We start from the raw sequence: 17,172 nt of genomic DNA, 5'->3' as shown, positions 1-17,172 counted from the left end.
GCTCCCGCGGGCCGGTGACGAGCGGAAGCACGAGTCCGGTGCCCGGTGCACCGGACCGGCGCGGTCGGAGCCCACCTGGGGAGCCCGCATGGTGGCAGAGCCCGCCGAAACCCTGACCCAGCGACGCACCCGGCCCACCCCCGGCGAGGCCCCCCGGCCTGCGCCCGCCGGCAGTCCCGAGGCCGCCGGACCGATCCTCGCCGCCGTACTGGCCGACGTCCTCCAGGTGGCCGAGGTGCGGCACGACCGCGACTTCTTCGCCGACCTCGGCGCCGACTCCCTCGTCATGGCGCGGTTCTGCGCGCGGCTTCGCAAACGCGGGGACATGCCTCCGGTCTCGATGAAGGACATCTACCGGCACCCGACGATCGGTGCGCTGGCCGCCTCTTTCACCGCGCCCGCCCCTGCCGCCCGCGCGGTCTCCGCTACCCCTGCTACCCCTGCCGCCCCCGCGGTCTCCGCCGCCCCCGCGACCACGGCGCCGCTCGACGCACCGGCGCCGCCGGTCGCCGCCCCGACCGGCGGCCGGGCCCACTACGTCCTGTGCGGGGTGCTGCAGCTCCTGGCGTTCCTCGGCTACTCGCTCGTCGTCGCCTCCGTCGCCACCTGGGGCTACGACTGGATCTCCGAGGGAACGGGGCTGCTCGACGCCTACCTGCGCGCGGTGCTCTTCGGCGTCGCCGCCTTCCTGGTCCTGTGCGCCCTGCCCATCGTGGCGAAGTGGACACTGATCGGCCGGTGGAAGCCCGCACAGATCCGGGTCTGGAGCCTGGGCTACGTCCGTTTCTGGCTCGTCAAGTCCCTCGTACGGTCCGACCCGCTCGTCCTGTTCGCCGGCTCCCCGCTCTACACCGGCTATCTCCGGCTGCTCGGAGCGAAGATCGGCAGCGGTGTCACGGTGTTCTCCCGCGCCGTGCCCGTCTGCACCGACCTGCTCACCATCGGTGCCGGGTCCGTCGTCCGCAAGGACGCCTTCCTCTCCTGCTACCGAGCCCACGACGGCTTCATCCAGACCGGGCGCGTCACGCTGGGGAGGAACGCGACGGTCAGCGCCGCCACCGTGCTCGACATCGACACCTCACTGGGCGACGGCGCGCAGCTCGGCCATGCCTCCTCGCTGCACCGGGGCCAGTCCGTGCCCGAGGGGGAGCACTGGTACGGATCCCCGGCGCAGCGAGCCGACACCGCCTTCCCGAGTGTGGACGCCGTCCCCTTCGGCCCGCTCAGGAGGCCACTGCACAGCGTCCTGCAACTGCTCACCGTGCTGCTGCTCTACCTGCCGCTGGCCATGGGCGGCATCGGCATGCTCATCGCCCAGGCTCCGCAGCTCGCCGCCTTCGCCCGGCCCGGGCCCACCGCGCTCACCACCTGGTTGTTCTACGCCGAGGCGCTCGCCGCCTCCGTCCTGCTGTTCTTCGGTGCCATCCCGCTGGGACTGCTCATGGTGTCCACGGTCCCCCGGCTCCTCGGCCGGACCCTCACCCCGGGGCGGACCTACCCCTTGTTCGGCCTGCACCACGGGGTGCACCGGGCGATCGAGCTGCTCAGCAACCGCAAGTTCCTGAACCGGCTGTTCGGCGACAGCTCCTGCATCGTCCACTACCTGCGCCACATCGGATACGACCTCTCCAGGATCCAGCAGACCGGGTCGAACTTCGGCACCGAGGTCAAGCACGAGGTGCCGTCGCTGAGCGCCGTCGGCAGCGGAACGATGGTGGCCGACGGGCTGTCCCTGATCAACACCGACTACTCCAGCACCTCCTTCCGCGTCTCCCGGACGTCGATCGGACCCCGCAACTTCCTCGGGAACCGCATCGCCTACCCGCCGCAGGGCCGCACCGGCGACAACTGCCTGCTCGCCACCAAGGTGATGGTTCCCCTCGACGGGCCGCTGCGCGAAGGGGTGGGGCTCCTCGGCTCCCCGAGCTTCGAGATCCCGCGAACGGTCCTGCGGGACAGCTCGTTCGACCGCCTGAAGGAAGCCGAGGAACTGCGCCGGCTGCTCCCGGCGAAGAACCGGCACAACGTCGTGACCATGGGCTGGTACCTGCTGGTGCGGTGGCTGCACTTCTTCCTGATCACCCTGCTCGTCGCGGTCGCCGCCGAACTCCACGGCCCCTACGGCGTGGCGGCACTCGCGCTGGCCAACGCGCTGGTCGTGGTGTTCACCGCCGGATACTTCGTGCTGGTCGAACGCGCCTTCACCGCGCGCACCCCGCTGGTCCCGCTGTTCTGCTCGATCTACGACGTGCGTTTCTGGCGCCACGAGCGCTACTGGAAGGCGCCCTCGGAGACGTACCTGCGCATCTTCAACGGCACCCCCTTCAAGAACGTGATCTGGAGGCTGCTCGGCGTCCGGATCGGCCGCCAGGTCTTCGACGACGGCTGCTCCCTCACCGAGCGGGCCATGGCCGCCATCGGAGACCGCTGCACGCTCAACAGCGGCACGGTCGTGCAGTGCCACTCGCAGGAGGACGGCACCTTCAAGTCCGATCGCACCACCATCGGTTCCCGCTGCACGCTGGGCGTCGGCGCCTTCGTGCACTACGGCGTGACCGTGGGCGACGGTGCTCAGATCGCCCCCGACTCCTTCCTGATGAAGGGCGAAGTGGTCCCGGACCACGCGCGCTGGGGCGGGAACCCGGCCCGGCCGATGGAGCCGGGCGACACCGCAGGAGGAGGCGGGCGCGATGGGAACGTCTGACGGACACGGACACGGACACGGACACGGACACGGACACGGACACGGACACGGAGCCGAAGCCCGGCGCGAGGTCCCCGAGGCCCGCCCCACCGTGCCCCGGTGGACCCGCCACCCGGTACCCGGCACCGCGGAGCACCGCTCGACGGTCCCCGAAGAGGTGATGGCCGGGCTCGGCACGCTGGCGGAGCGGACGGACACGCCTGCCGGGATCGTGCTGCTGGCCGCGCACGCCAAGGTTCTCGCCGCCCTGACGGGCCAGGACGAGGTCACAGCGGGCTACGTCGCCACCCCCGGCGCCCGGCCGGCCGCCCTCCGGCTGACGACCGGACCCGGGAGCTGGCGGACGCTGCTGCGGGACACCCGCCGCGCGGCCCCCGGCCCTGCGGCGGCCTCCGCTCCGCCGCTCCCCGGGGCCGGGGCCGGGGTCGGCGCGGCGGCCACGGAGCCGGAGACCGTGGTCGACCCGACGGGTGGCGAACCCCGGGACGAGGACACCGTGCTGAGCGTCTCGCTCGCCCCGTCGTCCGGCCTCCTCCGCCTGCGTTACCGGACCGACGCGCTGGACGCACCGTCCGCCGCGCGCATCGCCGGCTACCACCGCACCGCGCTCACGCTGATCGCCACCGACCCCGACGCACCCCACCGCCGGGCGAGCCTGCTGTCGGCCCCGGAGCGCCGTTTCCAGCTCGACGGGCTGTCCGGGCCAGGCCGGGCGCTGCCCGGCCGGCGGGTCCACGAACTGTTCGCGGACCGGGTACGACAGCACCCGGACGCCGTCGCCGCCGAGCACGACGGGCACCGGTGGAGCTACCGCGACCTCGATGTCCGGGCGAACCGCATCGCCCACGCCCTGCTGGCGCGCGGCCTGCGCCGGGAGGACGTCGTCGCCGTGGTCAGCGAACGCGGCCTGACCTGGATGGCCGCCGTGCTGGGGGTGCTGAAGGCCGGGGGCACCTACCTGCCGGTCGAACCGCACTTCCCGGCCGACCGGATCGCCACCATGCTCACCCGCGCCTCCTGCACCCTCGCCCTCACCGGAACGGGCTCCACCGCCACGCTCGACCGGGCCCTGCCCGCGGCTCCCGGCACCCGGTCCCTGGCCGTCGAGGCGGCCTGGGCCGAGCGGCCCGGCGACCACGACCCGGGCATCGAGGTCGCACCGGACGCGTCGGCGTACGTCTTCTTCACCTCCGGATCCACCGGCGAACCCAAGGGCGCCCTGTGCGAGCACGCGGGCATGCTCAACCACCTGCTCGCCAAGACCGAGGACCTGGGGATCGGCCCCGGCGACGTGGTCGCCCAGGTCGCGCCGCTGTCCTTCGACATCTCCCTGTGGCAGCTTCTCGCCGGGCCGCTGGCCGGCGGGCGCACCCTGATCGTCGGCCAGCAGGCGGTGATGGACGCCCGGCGCTTCCTCGACACCATCGCCGACGGCCGGGTCACCGTGCTCCAGGTGGTGCCGTCCTACCTCGACGCCGTCCTGTCCCTGCTGGAGCGCCACCCCCGCGAGCTGCCGGACCTCAGGTGTGTCTCGGTCACCGGCGAGGCACTCAAACACGACCTGGTCCGCCGCTGGTTCGCGGCCCGCCCCGCCACCACCCTGGTCAACGCCTACGGGCTGACCGAGACCTCCGACGACACCCATCACGCCGTCATGGAACAGGTGCCGGAAGGCGAGTGCGTACCCCTCGGGCGGCCGGTCCGCAACGTCCGCGCCTACATCGTCGACGAGCGGCTCTCCTTGGTGCCGCTCGGCGCCCCCGGCGAGATCGCCCTCTCCGGGGTCTGCGTCGGCCGCGGGTACGTGGGCGATCCGGCCCGCACCCGGCCGGTGTTCCGGCCCGACCCGCACCACCCGGGCGAACGGCTCTACCGCAGCGGCGACTTCGGCCGCTGGCTGCCGGACGGCACCATGGAGTACCTCGGCCGCCGGGACAGCCAGGTCAAGATCCGCGGGTTCCGCATCGAGACCGGCGAGATCGAGCAGACGCTGCTGCGGATCCCCGGCGTCCACGACGCCGCGGTGGTGGTCACCCGCCCGCCCGGCCGGCCACCGGCCCTGGCCGCGTTCTGCACCGGCCCGGACCCCCTCCCCGCTTCCCAGCTCCTCGACCGGCTGGGCGCGGCGCTGCCCGCCTACATGGTCCCCGGCTCCTTCCACTGGCCCCAGCGCCTGCCCCTGACGGCGAACGGCAAGATCGACCGCACCGCCCTGCGCGCGCTCGCCACGGCCGACGCCGACGCCGGCCGGGACCACCGGCCGCCCGGTACGCCGACGGAGCAGCGGCTCGCGGCGGCCTGGTCCACCGCCCTCGGCATTCCCCCGGGCGCGATCGGCGGGCACGACCATTTCTTCGATCTCGGCGGAACCTCGCTCTCCGCCGTCAAGGTGGCGATCGCCCTGGACCGGGCGCTCTCCCCCAAGGACCTCACCCGCTGCCCGGTCCTCGCCGACCTGGCCGCCCTCATCGACAGCCGCCGGCCCGACGCGGAGCCCCGGACCTCCCGGGGTGTGCCGGACGCCGGCCAACGCCCGGCCCGCGCCTGAGCCGTCACCCGGAAGGAGAACACCATGCCCTCCACCTGCACCGCCCCTCTGCCCGACCTGGAGCGGCACCCCGGCCGGCCGCCCCTGCTGCCGGCCGAACCCGGGGGTGACGCGCCCGGCTGGGTCGCCGAACGGCGCCACGCCCTGCGCGCCGCGGTCACCGAGCACGGCTCCGTCCTGGTGCGGGGCCTTCAGCTGCATGACACGTCCGGCACCGCCGCGGTCCGCGACGCCCTGGGCGTACCGGCGATGCCCGAACGCGAGACCTTCGCCGCCCGGCAGACGTACGACGACGGTGTCCTCTCCGCCACCCCCTGGCCGCCGAACCAGCCCATGTGCATGCACCACGAGCTGAGCTACGCCCTGGAATTCCCGGGCCTGATGCTGTTCGCGTGCCTGGCCGCACCGGACCGGGGCGGGGCCACCGCGGTGGCCGATGCCGGGGCCGTCCTGGACGCCCTGCCCGCCGCCCTGACCGAGCGCTTCGAGCGGGAGGGATGGCTCCTCACCCGCAGTTTCAACGGGGAGATCGGAGCCGGTCCGGCCGAGGCCTTCGGCACCGAGGACCGTCCCGCGATCGAGGCGTACTGCCGCGCCAACGCCATCGGCTTCCACTGGTCGCCCGACGGTGAACTGCGCACCGCACAGCTCCGCGACGCCGTACTGCGCCACCCCGCCGACGGGCGCCGCTCCTGGTTCAACCAGATCGCCTTCCTCAACGAGTGGACGCTCGCCCCCGAGATCCGGGAGTACCTGGTCGAGGAGTACGGGGCCGACGGACTCCCCTTCAACACCCGCTACGGCGACGGCGAACCGCTCACCGAGGACGTGGTCCGGCTGATCAACGACGTGTACGAGGCCCACACCGTCCGCAGCCCCTGGGAGAGCGGAGACCTGCTGATCGTCGACAACATCCGCTCCGCCCACAGCCGTGAACCCTACGAAGGGCCCCGGGAAGTGGTCGTCGCCCCCGCGGACCCGGTGCGCACGGCCGGCCGGCCCGCCCCCACCGAAGGGACCCCGTCATGACCGCCGTCCATGCGACCGCGTCCGCCCCGGCCGAGGCCGGGCCGCTCGGAGAGGTTGTCGTGCCCCCATTCGCGGTGATCACCGGAGAACAGGTCCAGAACGCGCTGCGCGGCCGCGAGAAGGACGTCGTGGCCGTGGTCGAGGACGCCTACCGGCTCCACGCCGCCGGAGCGACGGTGAATCCACCGTCCTCCTTCCTCCGGTTCCCCGACCGGCCCGCCAGCCGGATCATCGCGCTGCCCGCCTCACTCGGCGGCAACGTCCAGGTGGACGGGGTCAAGTGGATCTCCAGCTTCCCGCAGAACGTGGCGGCGAGCATTCCCCGCGCCTCCGCCGTGCTGATCCTCAACGACCACGCCACCGGCTATCCCTTCGCCTGCCTGGAGAGCTCGATCATCAGCGCCACGAGAACGGCCGCCTCCGCCGCGGCCGCGGCCGACCGGCTCAGCCGGAACCGTCCGCGGCCGGTCCGGATCGGGTTCTTCGGGGCAGGGCTCATCGCGCGCTACATCCACACGTTCCTGGAGGGGACCGGCTGGTCCTTCGAGGACATCGGCGTGCACGACCTCTCGGCGAGCAGCTCCGCCGGGTTCCGCCTCTACCTCGAACAGACGGGCGCCACCGGGCGCGTGACCGTCCACGCCACCCCCGAGGAGCTGATCCGGCGCAGCGATCTCGTGGTCTTCGCCACCGTCGCCGGGGCGCCGCACGTCCTCGACCCGTCGTGGTTCGCCCACCACCCGCTGGTGCTCCACGTGTCCCTGCGCGACCTGGCCCCGCAGATCCTGCTGACCTCGACCAACATCGTCGACGACATCGACCACTGCCTGCGGGCCGCCACCTCGCCACACCTCACCGAACAGCTCACCGGCAACCGGGACTTCGTGCACGGCACGCTGGACGACGTGATGTCCGGCCGAGTCACCGTCCCCGCCGACCGGACGGCGGTCTTCTCGCCCTTCGGCCTCGGTGTGCTCGACCTCGCCGTCGGCAAGTACGTGTACGACGAAGTGGCCCGCTCCGGAGAGCTGCGCACCGTCGACGGCTTCTTCCACGAACTGCGCCGCTACGGATGAGCCCCGCGCCCCAGGGCCCACCGCAGCCGAACCGCTTCCGTCCAAGGAGGGCATCGTGCCTGTCATATCCGTTCCCCAGGCCTTCAACGAGGAGGACCTGTACGTCGATCTCCGGCCGATGGTCGGACGGGCGCTCTTCCTCAAGTGCGAAGGGTTCAACTTCGCCGGTTCGATCAAGCTGAAGGCGGCGGCCGAGATGGTCGAGACCGCCGAGCGGGCGGGAGCGCTCACCGAACGCTCCGTGCTGGTCGAGTCGTCGTCGGGCAACCTCGGAGTGGCCCTCAGCATGATCGCGGCGAGCAAGGGCTACCGGTTCATCTGCGTGACGGACGCCCGGTGCAACCTGGCGACCCGGCTGATGATGGAGGCCCTGGGCAGCCAGGTGCACATGGTGGCGGGCCAGGAGTCCAACGGCGGCTTCCTCGGCGCCCGGCTCGACTACGTCCGCGACCTCTGTGCCACCGACGACCGCTGCGTATGGCTGAGCCAGTACACCAACCCGGCCAACTGGCGGGCGCACTACCGCACCACGGCGCCCGCCATCGCCGGATTCTTCCCCGACCTGGACGTCCTGTTCGTCGGTGCGGGCACCACGGGCACCCTCATGGGCTGCGCACGCTACTTCCGCGGGTGGCACCGCCCGGTGCGGATCGTCGCCGTGGACAGTGTCGGCTCGGTCAGCTTCGGCGGCGCGCCGGCCCGCCGGATGATCCCGGGCCTCGGCATGAGCGTGCGGCCGCCCCTGCTGGACGACAGCTATGTCGACGAGGCCGTGCTCGTCGAGGAGGCGGACACCATCGGCACCTGCCACCGGCTGGCCGCCCGGGGCTTCCTCTTCGGCGGCTCGACCGGCACGGTGGTCAGCGGCGCGACGGCCTGGCTGGAGCGGCACGGCCGCCCCGGGCTGACCTCGGTCGCCATCGCCCCGGACCTGGGCGAGCGCTACCTCGACACGGTGTACCGGTCCGCCTGGGTACGCGACGTGTTCGGCGACGACTGCGCGGACCGGGACACGTCCCGCAGGCCACGGCCCGACGGCGCCCCGTACACCCCGGCGGGTTCCCGCAGCGGTGCCCCGTCCCCGCCCTAGGGGCTGCCCGGCAGGCCTCCCTCCCGGTCCGGGAGGGGGTGGAGCGGTGCATGACGGCGGCCTGCCTCCCTCCATCCGGCCCGGGAGACGGTGGGCAGGTGCCTGACGGCGGCCCGTGGCTCAGCCCTTCGCGGCCGCCGCCACCGCCTTCGCCCAGCGGTACTTGCCGCTCGGAGAGCGCTGGATCCGGTCGGTGAGGACCAGCGCGCGGGGGATCTTGTACCCGGCCAGCCGGGTCCGGCAGTGGGCCTGCACCGCTGCCAGGTCCAACGCCGCCGCTCCCTCGCGCAGTTCGAGGACGGCCGCGACCCGGCTGCCCCAGCGCTCGTCGGGGACGCCCGCGACCAGCGCGTCGTACACGTCCGGATGGGACTTGAGCGCCTGCTCGACCTCCTCCGGATAGACCTTCTCCCCACCGGTGTTGATGCACTGCGAGCCCCGTCCCAGCACGGTGACGATGCCGTCCGCGTCCACGGTCGCCATGTCGCCCAGCAGCACCCACCGCTCCTCACCCTTGCGGAAGAAGGTGTCGGCGGTCTTGGCCGGGTCGTTGTAGTAGCCGAGCGGCACATGGCCGCGTTGCGCGATGCGGCCCGGCTCGCCCGGTGCCACCGGCTCGTACGTCATCGGATCGACCACGGCCGTACGGGCGTTGACCTGCACCCGAAAGCCCCGCTCGGGGCCCGAGTCGGCGGTCGCCGTGCCGTTGAAGCCGGACTCGGACGAGCCGAAGTTGTTGAGCAGCAGCACGGTCGGGACGAGCGCCTGGAACTCCGCCCGCACCGAATCCGACATGATCGCCCCCGAGCTGGAGACGGGGAACAGCGACGAACAGTCCGTGCCGGCGAGCGGCCCGTCGAGAGCGTCGATCAGCGGACGCAGCATCGCGTCGCCGACCAGCGAGACACTGGTGACCTTCTCCTTCTCGATCGTCCGCAGCACCTCCTCGGGCACGAACTTGCGGTGCACGACCACGCGTTGCCCGAAGTTGAACCCGATGAACGCGGTCAGCGTGGAGGTGCCGTGCATCAGCGGGGGAGTGGGGAAGAAGGTGATGCCGTCGCCGCCCGCCGCTACCCGCTCCGCCAGTTCCTGCGGACTCCGCACCGGCTCCCCGGTCGGCGCGCCACCGCCCAGACCGGAGAAGAACAGGTCCTCCTGACGCCACATCACGCCCTTGGGCATGCCCGTCGTGCCGCCGGTGCAGATGATGAACTGGTCATCGCCCGACCGTGACGGGAAGCCGCGCAGCGGCGATCCGGAGGCCTCGGCCTCGCCGAAGGGAACGGCCCCCGACCCCGGGGGCGCGGCGGCGGCCCCCACCCGGACCAGGTGGCGCAGGGCCGGAGCCTGTACGGACGCCGCCGCGACCCGCTCGTCGAACTCGCCGTCGAAGACCAGTGCCGCCAGGTCCGCGTCCCGGTAGGGGTAGACCAGCTCCTCCTCCACGTAACGGTAGTTGACGTTCACCGGGACCAGCCGGGCCTTCAGCGCCGCCAGGACCGTCTGGAGGTACTCGACGCCGTTGTAGAGGTGCAGCCCCAGGTGCTCGCCCGGGCGCAGACCCGCGTCGATGAGGTGGTGGGCGATCCGGTTGGCGGCAGCGTCCAGTCGCGCGTAGGTGAGGCGCCGCTCGGCACCCGTGCCGGGGTGGTCGACGTACAGGAGCGCCTCACGGTCGGGAACCACGTCGACGACCGGCTCGAACAGGTCGGCAAGGTTGTACTCCACCGTTCCTCCTGACCCCGGATGACTGGCGACCCGGCCGTCATTAGAGCGCCGGGCGGCACAAGTGGGAAGGGGTGGCGCCCAAAGAATCTGACTGGCTGTCAGAAAACTATTGAACTGCGTCCCCGCCTGCTGCAACCTGTTCCAGGTCCGCAGACGGGAGTTCGTCATGGGCGGTACGGAACACCTCACCGTGGAGCGCCGGGGCGCCACGCTGGTGCTCACCTTGAACAGACCACAGGCCAGGAACGCGCTGTCGCTGCCGATGCTCGTCGGCCTGTACGACGGGTGGCTCGCGGCCGACGCGGACGACGAGGTGCGCTCCGTCGTCCTGACCGGGGCGGGCGGCGCGTTCTGCTCCGGCATGGACCTCAAGGCGCTGGCGGGCGACGGCATGGAGGGCGAGGGGTACCGGGAGAGGATGACCGCCGATCCGGATCTGCACTGGAAGGCGATGCTGCGCCACCACCGGCCGCGCAAACCGGTGATCGCCGCCGTGGAAGGCCCCTGCGTCGCCGGCGGCACCGAGATCCTCCAGGGAACAGATATCCGTATCGCCGCAGCGGGTGCCACCTTCGGCCTCTTCGAGGTCCGGCGCGGCCTCTTCCCGATCGGCGGCTCCACCGTCCGGCTGCCCCGCCAGATCCCCCGCACCCACGCCCTCGAAATGCTCCTCACCGGGCGCCCGTACACCGCCGGCGAGGCCGCCGCCCTCGGGCTCGTCGGCCGCGTCGTCCCCGACGGCACCGCCCTGGCGGAGGCCCTCGCCGTCGCCGAGCGGATCAACGCCTGCGGGCCGCTCGCCGTCGAGGCCGTCAAGGCCTCCGTCTACGAGGGCGCCGAGCTGACCGAAAGCGAAGCCCTGGCCGCCGAACTCGAGCGCGGCCGGCCCGTGTTCGCCACCGAGGACGCCAAGGAGGGCACCCGCGCCTTCGCCGAGAAGCGCCCGCCCGTCTACCGGCGCGCCTGAGCCCTGGGCCTCCGAGTCCTGAGCCCTGAGTTCTGAGTTCTGATTCCTGAGCGTAGGAGAGAGCCATGACCGACGTCCTCAGCGCCCCGCTGGTGGTCGCCTTCCCCTTCACCCGTTCCCTCGGCCCCATCCAGAGCGCCTTCCTCACCGGACTGCGTGAACGCACCGTCCTCGGGGTCCGCACGGACGACGGCACGGTCCTCGTGCCGCCCGTCGAGTACGACCCCGCCACCGCCAACGAGCTCCGCGAACTCGTCGAGGTCGCCGCCACCGGCACGGTCACCACCTGGGCCTGGAACCCGTCCCCCCGCCGCGACCAGCCGCTGGACACCCCGTTCGCCTGGGTGCTCGTCCGCCTCGACGGCGCCGACACCGCGCTTCTGCACGTGCTGGACGCCCCCGGGCCCGACGCCGTGCACACCGGGATGCGGGTCACGATCCGCTGGGCCACCACGCGCACCGGCGCCATCACCGACATCGCCTGTTTCGAGCCGTACGCGGGTGAGCCCGGCCCGACCGAACCAGCGCCGCACGAAGGGGAGTTCCCGAACCCCGTCACCGGCATCGTCGCCGAGGCCCGCCTCGACTACGTCCACGCCCCCGGCCGCGCCCAGAGCGCCTATCTCGGGGCGCTCGAAGGCCACCGCACCGTCGGCGAACGCTGCCCCGCCTGCCGCAAGGTCTACGTACCGCCGCGCGGAGCCTGCCCCACCTGCGGAGTCGCCACCGCCGAACAGGTCGAGGTCGGCCCGCGCGGCACCGTCACCACCTTCTGCATCGTCAACATCAAGGCGAGGAATCTGGACATCGAAGTCCCCTACGTCTACGCGCACATCGCTCTCGACGGCGCCGACCTCGCCCTGCACGGCCGCATCGCCGCGATCCCCTACGACCAGGTGCGCATGGGTCTGCGCGTCGAACCCGTCTGGGTGGAGGGCGCCCGCCACCCCGATCACTACCGGCCCACCGGGGAGCCCGACGCCGACTACGACACGTACAAGGAGCTGGTGTAGATGCGAGACGTGGCGATCGTCGCCTTCGCCCAGACCGCGCACCGCCGGCGCACCGACGAACTCTCCGAGGTCGAGCTGCTGATGCCCGTCCTGCACGAGGTCCTCGGCGCGACGGGCCTCAAGGCGAAGGAGATCGGCTTCACCTGCTCCGGCTCCGCCGACTACCTCGCGGGACGCCCCTTCTCCTTCACCATGGCGCTCGACGGCGTCGGCGCCCACCCGCCCATCTCCGAGTCCCACGTCGAGATGGATGGGGCCTGGGCGTTGTACGAGGCCTGGGTGAAGATCATGACCGGCGAGGCGGACACCGCGCTGGTCTACTCGTACGGCAAGTCCTCGCCCGGCGAGGTCCGCGACGTCCTCACCCGCCAGCTCGACCCCTACTACCTCGCCCCGCTCCGGCCCGACTCCGTCGCACTCGCCGCCCTCCAGGCCCAGGCCCTCATCGACGCGGGCGGCACCGACGAGGCGGCCCTCGCCGCGATCGCCGCCCGCAGCCGCACCGAGGCGACCGCCAACCCGTACGCCCAGCTCACCGGCGACGTACCCGCGGGCGACCACCTCGTGCACCCGCTGCGCACCGGCGACTGCCCGCCCATCGGGGACGGCGCCGCCGCCGTCATCCTCGCCGCCGGGGACACCGCCCGTGCCCTCTGCGTACGGCCCGCCTGGATCCGGGGCATCGACCACCGCATCGAGGCCCACAGCCTCGGCGTCCGCGACCTGACCGACTCACCCTCCGCCCGGCTCGCCGCCCGGCACGCCGGAGCCTTCGAACGGCCCGTCGACACCGCTGAGTTGCATGCCCCCTTCACCTCGCAGGAGGTGATCCTGCGCAAGGCACTCGGGCTCGGCGACGACGTCCGTGTCAACCCGTCCGGAGGGGCGCTCGCCGCCGACCCGATCATGGCGGCGGGCCTCATCCGGCTCGGCGAGGCCGCCGCCCGCATCCACCGCGGCGAGTCCGACCGGGCCCTCGCCCACGCCACCTCCGGGCCCTGCCTCCAGCAGAACCTGGTCGCCGTCCTGGAAGGGGAGAGCGCTCATGCCTAAGGAGCCCGTCGCCGTCGTCGGCATCGGTCAGACCAAGCACGTCGCCGCCCGGCACGACGTCTCCAGCGCGGGACTGGTCCGCGAGGCGGCGGTCCGCGCCCTGGAGGACGCCGCTCTGACCTGGAGCGACATCGACGCCGTCGTCATCGGCAAGGCACCCGACTTCTTCGAGGGCGTCATGATGCCGGAGCTGTACCTCGCCGACGCCCTCGGAGCCGTCGGCAAACCGATGCTCCGGGTCCACACGGCGGGCTCGGTCGGCGGCTCGACCGCGCTCGTCGCCGCCCATCTGGTCGCCGCCCGCGTCCACCGGACCGTACTGACCCTCGCCTTCGAGAAGCAGTCCGAGTCCAACGCCATGTGGGGGCTCTCCCTACCCGTCCCCTTCCAGCAACCCCTGCTGGCCGGAGCAGGCGGCTTCTTCGCCCCGCACGTGCGCGCCTACATGCGCCGTACGGGAGCCCCTGACACGGTCGGCTCCCTCGTCGCGTACAAGGACCGCCGTAACGCGCTCAAGAACCCCTACGCGCACCTGCACGAAGCGGACATCACCCTGGAGAAGGTCCAGGCGTCCCCCATGCTCTGGGACCCGATCCGCTACTCGGAGACCTGCCCCTCCTCCGACGGGGCCTGTGCGATGATCCTCACCGACCGGGAGGGCGCGACCCGGGCACCGCACCCGCCTGCCTGGGTGCACGGCGGTGCGATGCGCAGCGAACCGACGCTCTTCGCGGGCAAGGACTTCGTCTCCCCGCAGGCGGGCAAGGACTGCGCCGCCGACGTCTACCGCCAGGCCGGGATCACCGACCCGCGCCGGGAGATCGACGCCGTCGAGATGTACGTCCCGTTCTCGTGGTACGAGCCGATGTGGCTGGAGAACCCCGGCTTCGCCGGGGAGGGCGAGGGCTGGAAGCTCACCGAGGCGGGCGTCACCGAACTCGACGGGGAGCTCCCGGTCAACCCGTCGGGCGGCGTGCTGTCCACCAACCCCATCGGCGCCTCCGGCATGATCCGCTTCGCCGAGGCGGCCCTCCAGGTACGGGGGAGGGCGGGCGAGCACCAGATAGCCGGGGCCGCCAGGGCGGTCGGCCACGCCTACGTCGGAGGTGCGCAGTTCTTCGCCATGTGGCTCGTGGGATCGCAACCCCCGCCGGGGTGAGGCGCCCGGCCTGCGGGACGCCCCCGTCAGGGGCAGCTCACTTCAGGGGCAGCTCACGTCAGGTGGCGGCCTCCGTCGGGTGGCCGCCTTCGTCGGGTGGCGGCCTCCGTCGGGTGGCCGCCTTCGTCAGGTGGTGGCCTCCGTCAGAGGGCAGGTGAGGGGAAGTACGCGCTCGCTCACCCGGCCGGTCAGCTGGGTGTCGGTGAACGCGGCCTCGGCGAGCCAGTCCTTCTCGGTCAGCTGTTCCACCAAGGGCTCCAGCTCGCCGACGTCGACGGCACACCAGGAGGCGAGGGTCTCCAGGGCGATGCCCCGGCCGTCGGCTCCGAGCCCTCCGTCGGTGCTGGTCCGGATGGCCAGGGCCAGGACGAGGAGCCGGGTGGCGGCACCCGTCCTGGCCTTGCGGAGCTTCTTGTCACCGACGGCGCGCTGAGCCCATCCGCTGAGCTTGGGGCGCATCTTCTTGCCGAAGGTGAACGGGCCGGGCGCGCCCGGGAGCGGCACCAGGGACGGGACGGTGATGGGGGTCGGGCTCTCCGGCCGGGAGGCGAGCAGATCGTCCACGGTGCCGGGGATGCGCAACCAGCCGCAGTCCACGAGCCGCCCCACCAGCTCCTGCGGATGTGACAGGGGCAGAGTTGCGACGTCCTGCCCCACCAGGTTGCCGGTGCCGGTGAGCGCGGTGCGCAGCGTCAGCATCACCGTCAGCAGGCGGGCCTCCGGACCGGGCAGCGGGGTGTGGTCGGCGACATGGTTGAGGACGGTACGTGCGTGCTCCCACTGCGCGGGCGCGGTGAGCAGCCGCTTCAGGACCTGCCCGGCGCCGGCCGGGCTCTGGCCCGTGCGCTGCTGGTGCTGGAGGAGAGCGGCGTCGGCCGCCTGCTCGGCGCGCCGCGCCTCCAGCCGCAGCTCGGTCTCGCCGGTGACCTCCGCCCATGTGGTGAAGGCCTTCGCCTTGCGCGAGTGGAGCTCGGCGAGTTCCGCCAGGTCGGGTTCGGGGCGTTGCTGGTAGGCACGGAAGAGGTCACCCAGCTCGATCAGCTCGTCGCGCAGGGCGACGGGGTGCAGATCGTGCGGCACGATCCGCTGGGCGATCTTCCCGTACCGGCGGTGGCGCCGGGGCTTCGCGGAGCGGGGCGCGGGCACCGCCCGAGCGACCGGGACCGGGACCGGCGCCTCGGCCGAGGGGGCGTGCGAGAAGTGCGGGCCGACCGCGGTGGGTGGAGCGCCGGCGGTGGTACGGGCTCCCGCCGCGGGGGCCGGTCCGGTGGCGGCCGACGCGGTGGCGACGATCTTCGCCGAGGGGTGGGCGGCCGCGCAGCGCGCGCAGCACTCCAGAGCCCGCCACCAGCGGCCCTGCCGGTCGTTGATGACGGCCACGACGACCGGGCCCCCGCACCGCGACGCCGTGGCGCGCTCACGTGGCCCGGTGTCCCGGACGTGGGTGTGGCACTCCTCGGCCCGGCAGGCGCAGTACGCCTCGGGCCGGGGCCCCGAGGCGGCTCGCAGATGCGTGGCGAGGTGCGCGACGGCAGCCGTGCGGCCGACGGCGGCGGAGGGCAGGACCTGGGGGGCGCAGGCCGGACGGCTGCACGAGACGCGCACCGCCGCACCGCCCCGGTCGGCCGCGTCCAGACGCACCGTCCAGGCGCGTCCCACCACCCGCTCTTCCAGCCCGCTCACTGTGCCCTCCACCGTCGTCCTGTCCTCTCGTCCGGCGCGTCGCCGTCGCGTCCTGCGGCGCATGGCCGTTCCCGCATCCGCCGTGCCGCGACGGACGCGGCACGGCGGTGATCCAACGGTATGCGGCACAAGGGCCCGGCGCGGGCGAACTTGCTCCGATTACACGCGGAAGAGTCTGTCGCCCCAGCGCGCGGCGGAGTCCGTGTTCGGCAGGCGGGAGGGGTCCGTGCCCAGCGGGCGGCGCAGTCCGTGTTCGGCAGGCGGGAGGGGTCCGTGCCCAGCGCGCGGCGGAGTCCGTGCTCGGCAGGCGGGAGGGGGCCGTGCCCCGCGCGCGGCGCAGTCCGTGCTCGGCAGGCGGGAGGGGTCCGTGTCCCGCGCGCGGCGCAGTCCGTGTCGCACCCCTGCCCCGTCGTCCCCGCCGGTGGCCGGAGGCCCTGCGCCGCGGGTCGGTGTTCCGCCCCGGGCCGGGCTCCGCGACGTGAGCCGGGCCACGTAACATGGCAGCATGTCCTTCCTCCGCCGCCGTAGCGCCGCAACACCCGCGGGCCCGGACTTCGACGTCCTGGCCATGGACCCGGGGGACTGGCCCGGCAACCTCGGCGCCGGTCTGCTCCCCGCCCCCGACGGCAGTTGTCAGGGCGTCTTCCTCCGGTACGACCTGTACGGCGGCCGGGGCCCGGCCATGATCATCGGCAATCTCCCGGCCGGTTCGCCGGCCCGCGAGACCGAGGACGGGCAGGTCCCGTTCGAGGTGGCGCAGCTGCTGCTGGCCCTGGAGAACGACGAGCCGATCGAGGTCGTCAGCAGCGAGGACGTCCCCGTCATGCAGGGGGACAACCTGCTGATCGTCCGTCGGGTGAAGCTCTCGGAGAGCCGGATCGCCTGCGTCCAGTTCGATCGCAGCGACGGGGTGCTCGTGACCATCGCCAGCTGGGACCGGCCCATCACCGACGATCTGTACACCCTCCTCAAGCCCTTGCCCGCAGAGCTGTTCCAGCAGGGCTGAAACGTATCTGCATAGGCCGCCCGCATATGCCGGGCGGCCTTCTTCCGTATACGCCGCGGCCCGCCGTGAGGTCGCACGACGGGCCGCTCCTACGGAAGCCGTCTCCGCCTTCC

At 72.8% G+C, this 17,172-nt stretch carries 12 protein-coding genes; 10 read left to right on the top strand and 2 right to left on the bottom strand.

Features of this window, described 5'->3' with window-relative positions; genetic code table 11:
* Window positions 1-88: 88 nt before the first annotated feature.
* Genes ACIQAK_RS17170 through sbnA form a run of 5 tightly spaced genes read left to right on the top strand, consistent with a single transcriptional unit; the run spans window position 89 to window position 8,447 of the window.
* A complete protein-coding gene (locus tag ACIQAK_RS17170; RefSeq protein WP_366389541.1) occupies window positions 89-2,704 on the top strand; it encodes a Pls/PosA family non-ribosomal peptide synthetase in 2,616 nt (871 codons plus the stop codon).
* Window positions 2,691-5,252 carry an amino acid adenylation domain-containing protein gene (locus tag ACIQAK_RS17165; RefSeq protein ID WP_366389542.1) on the top strand — a complete coding sequence of 854 codons (2,562 nt, stop codon included), beginning with the start codon at window positions 2,691-2,693 and terminating at the stop codon, window positions 5,250-5,252. The genes ACIQAK_RS17170 and ACIQAK_RS17165 overlap by 14 nt, the downstream gene beginning before the upstream one ends.
* Before the next feature lie 24 nt (window positions 5,253-5,276).
* Window positions 5,277-6,281 (top strand): TauD/TfdA family dioxygenase, encoded by a 1,005-nt coding sequence (locus ACIQAK_RS17160; protein WP_366389543.1) that lies wholly within the window; start codon window positions 5,277-5,279, stop codon window positions 6,279-6,281.
* Entirely contained in the window at window positions 6,278-7,357 is a 1,080-nt protein-coding gene (gene sbnB, locus ACIQAK_RS17155; RefSeq protein WP_366389544.1) for a 2,3-diaminopropionate biosynthesis protein SbnB, read from the top strand. The genes ACIQAK_RS17160 and sbnB overlap by 4 nt, the downstream gene beginning before the upstream one ends.
* A gap of 55 nt (window positions 7,358-7,412) precedes the next feature.
* Window positions 7,413-8,447: a 2,3-diaminopropionate biosynthesis protein SbnA gene (gene sbnA / locus ACIQAK_RS17150; RefSeq protein WP_366389545.1), complete on the top strand. Its 1,035-nt coding sequence runs from the start codon at window positions 7,413-7,415 to the stop codon at window positions 8,445-8,447.
* A 120-nt stretch (window positions 8,448-8,567) separates the two neighbouring features.
* Here the strand turns inward: sbnA and ACIQAK_RS17145 are convergent, their stop codons facing one another.
* Window positions 8,568-10,178, bottom strand: a complete 1,611-nt coding sequence (locus ACIQAK_RS17145; protein ID WP_366389546.1) for an acyl-CoA synthetase — start codon at window positions 10,176-10,178, stop codon at window positions 8,568-8,570.
* Window positions 10,179-10,344: 166 nt separating this feature from the next.
* Between ACIQAK_RS17145 and ACIQAK_RS17140 the strand changes: the two genes are divergently transcribed.
* From ACIQAK_RS17140 to ACIQAK_RS17125, 4 genes are all read left to right on the top strand, one after another.
* Window positions 10,345-11,145 carry a crotonase/enoyl-CoA hydratase family protein gene (locus ACIQAK_RS17140; RefSeq protein WP_366389547.1) on the top strand — a complete coding sequence of 267 codons (801 nt, stop codon included), beginning with the start codon at window positions 10,345-10,347 and terminating at the stop codon, window positions 11,143-11,145.
* Window positions 11,146-11,210: 65 nt separating this feature from the next.
* Window positions 11,211-12,158, top strand: a complete 948-nt coding sequence (locus tag ACIQAK_RS17135; protein WP_366389548.1) for an OB-fold domain-containing protein — start codon at window positions 11,211-11,213, stop codon at window positions 12,156-12,158.
* Window positions 12,159-13,211 (top strand): thiolase domain-containing protein, encoded by a 1,053-nt coding sequence (locus ACIQAK_RS17130; protein ID WP_366389549.1) that lies wholly within the window; start codon window positions 12,159-12,161, stop codon window positions 13,209-13,211.
* Entirely contained in the window at window positions 13,204-14,370 is a 1,167-nt protein-coding gene (locus tag ACIQAK_RS17125) for a thiolase domain-containing protein (RefSeq protein ID WP_366389550.1), read from the top strand. Before ACIQAK_RS17130 ends, ACIQAK_RS17125 begins: the two co-directional genes overlap by 8 nt.
* A gap of 126 nt (window positions 14,371-14,496) precedes the next feature.
* Here the strand turns inward: ACIQAK_RS17125 and ACIQAK_RS17120 are convergent, their stop codons facing one another.
* Window positions 14,497-16,116: a hypothetical protein gene (locus ACIQAK_RS17120; RefSeq protein ID WP_366389551.1), complete on the bottom strand. Its 1,620-nt coding sequence runs from the start codon at window positions 16,114-16,116 to the stop codon at window positions 14,497-14,499.
* 442 nt (window positions 16,117-16,558) lie between these two features.
* Here ACIQAK_RS17120 and ACIQAK_RS17115 point away from each other — a divergent pair, with 442 nt between their 5' ends.
* Window positions 16,559-17,059, top strand: coding sequence for a hypothetical protein (locus ACIQAK_RS17115; protein WP_026242033.1), 501 nt, complete (start codon window positions 16,559-16,561; stop codon window positions 17,057-17,059).
* Window positions 17,060-17,172: the final 113 nt, after the last annotated feature.

Source organism: Streptomyces sp. NPDC088706, from assembly GCF_044752765.1.
Classification (GTDB): domain Bacteria; phylum Actinomycetota; class Actinomycetes; order Streptomycetales; family Streptomycetaceae; genus Streptomyces.
Note: the sequence above shows the minus strand (reverse complement) of the source record. Positions and strands in the feature narration are given on the sequence as shown.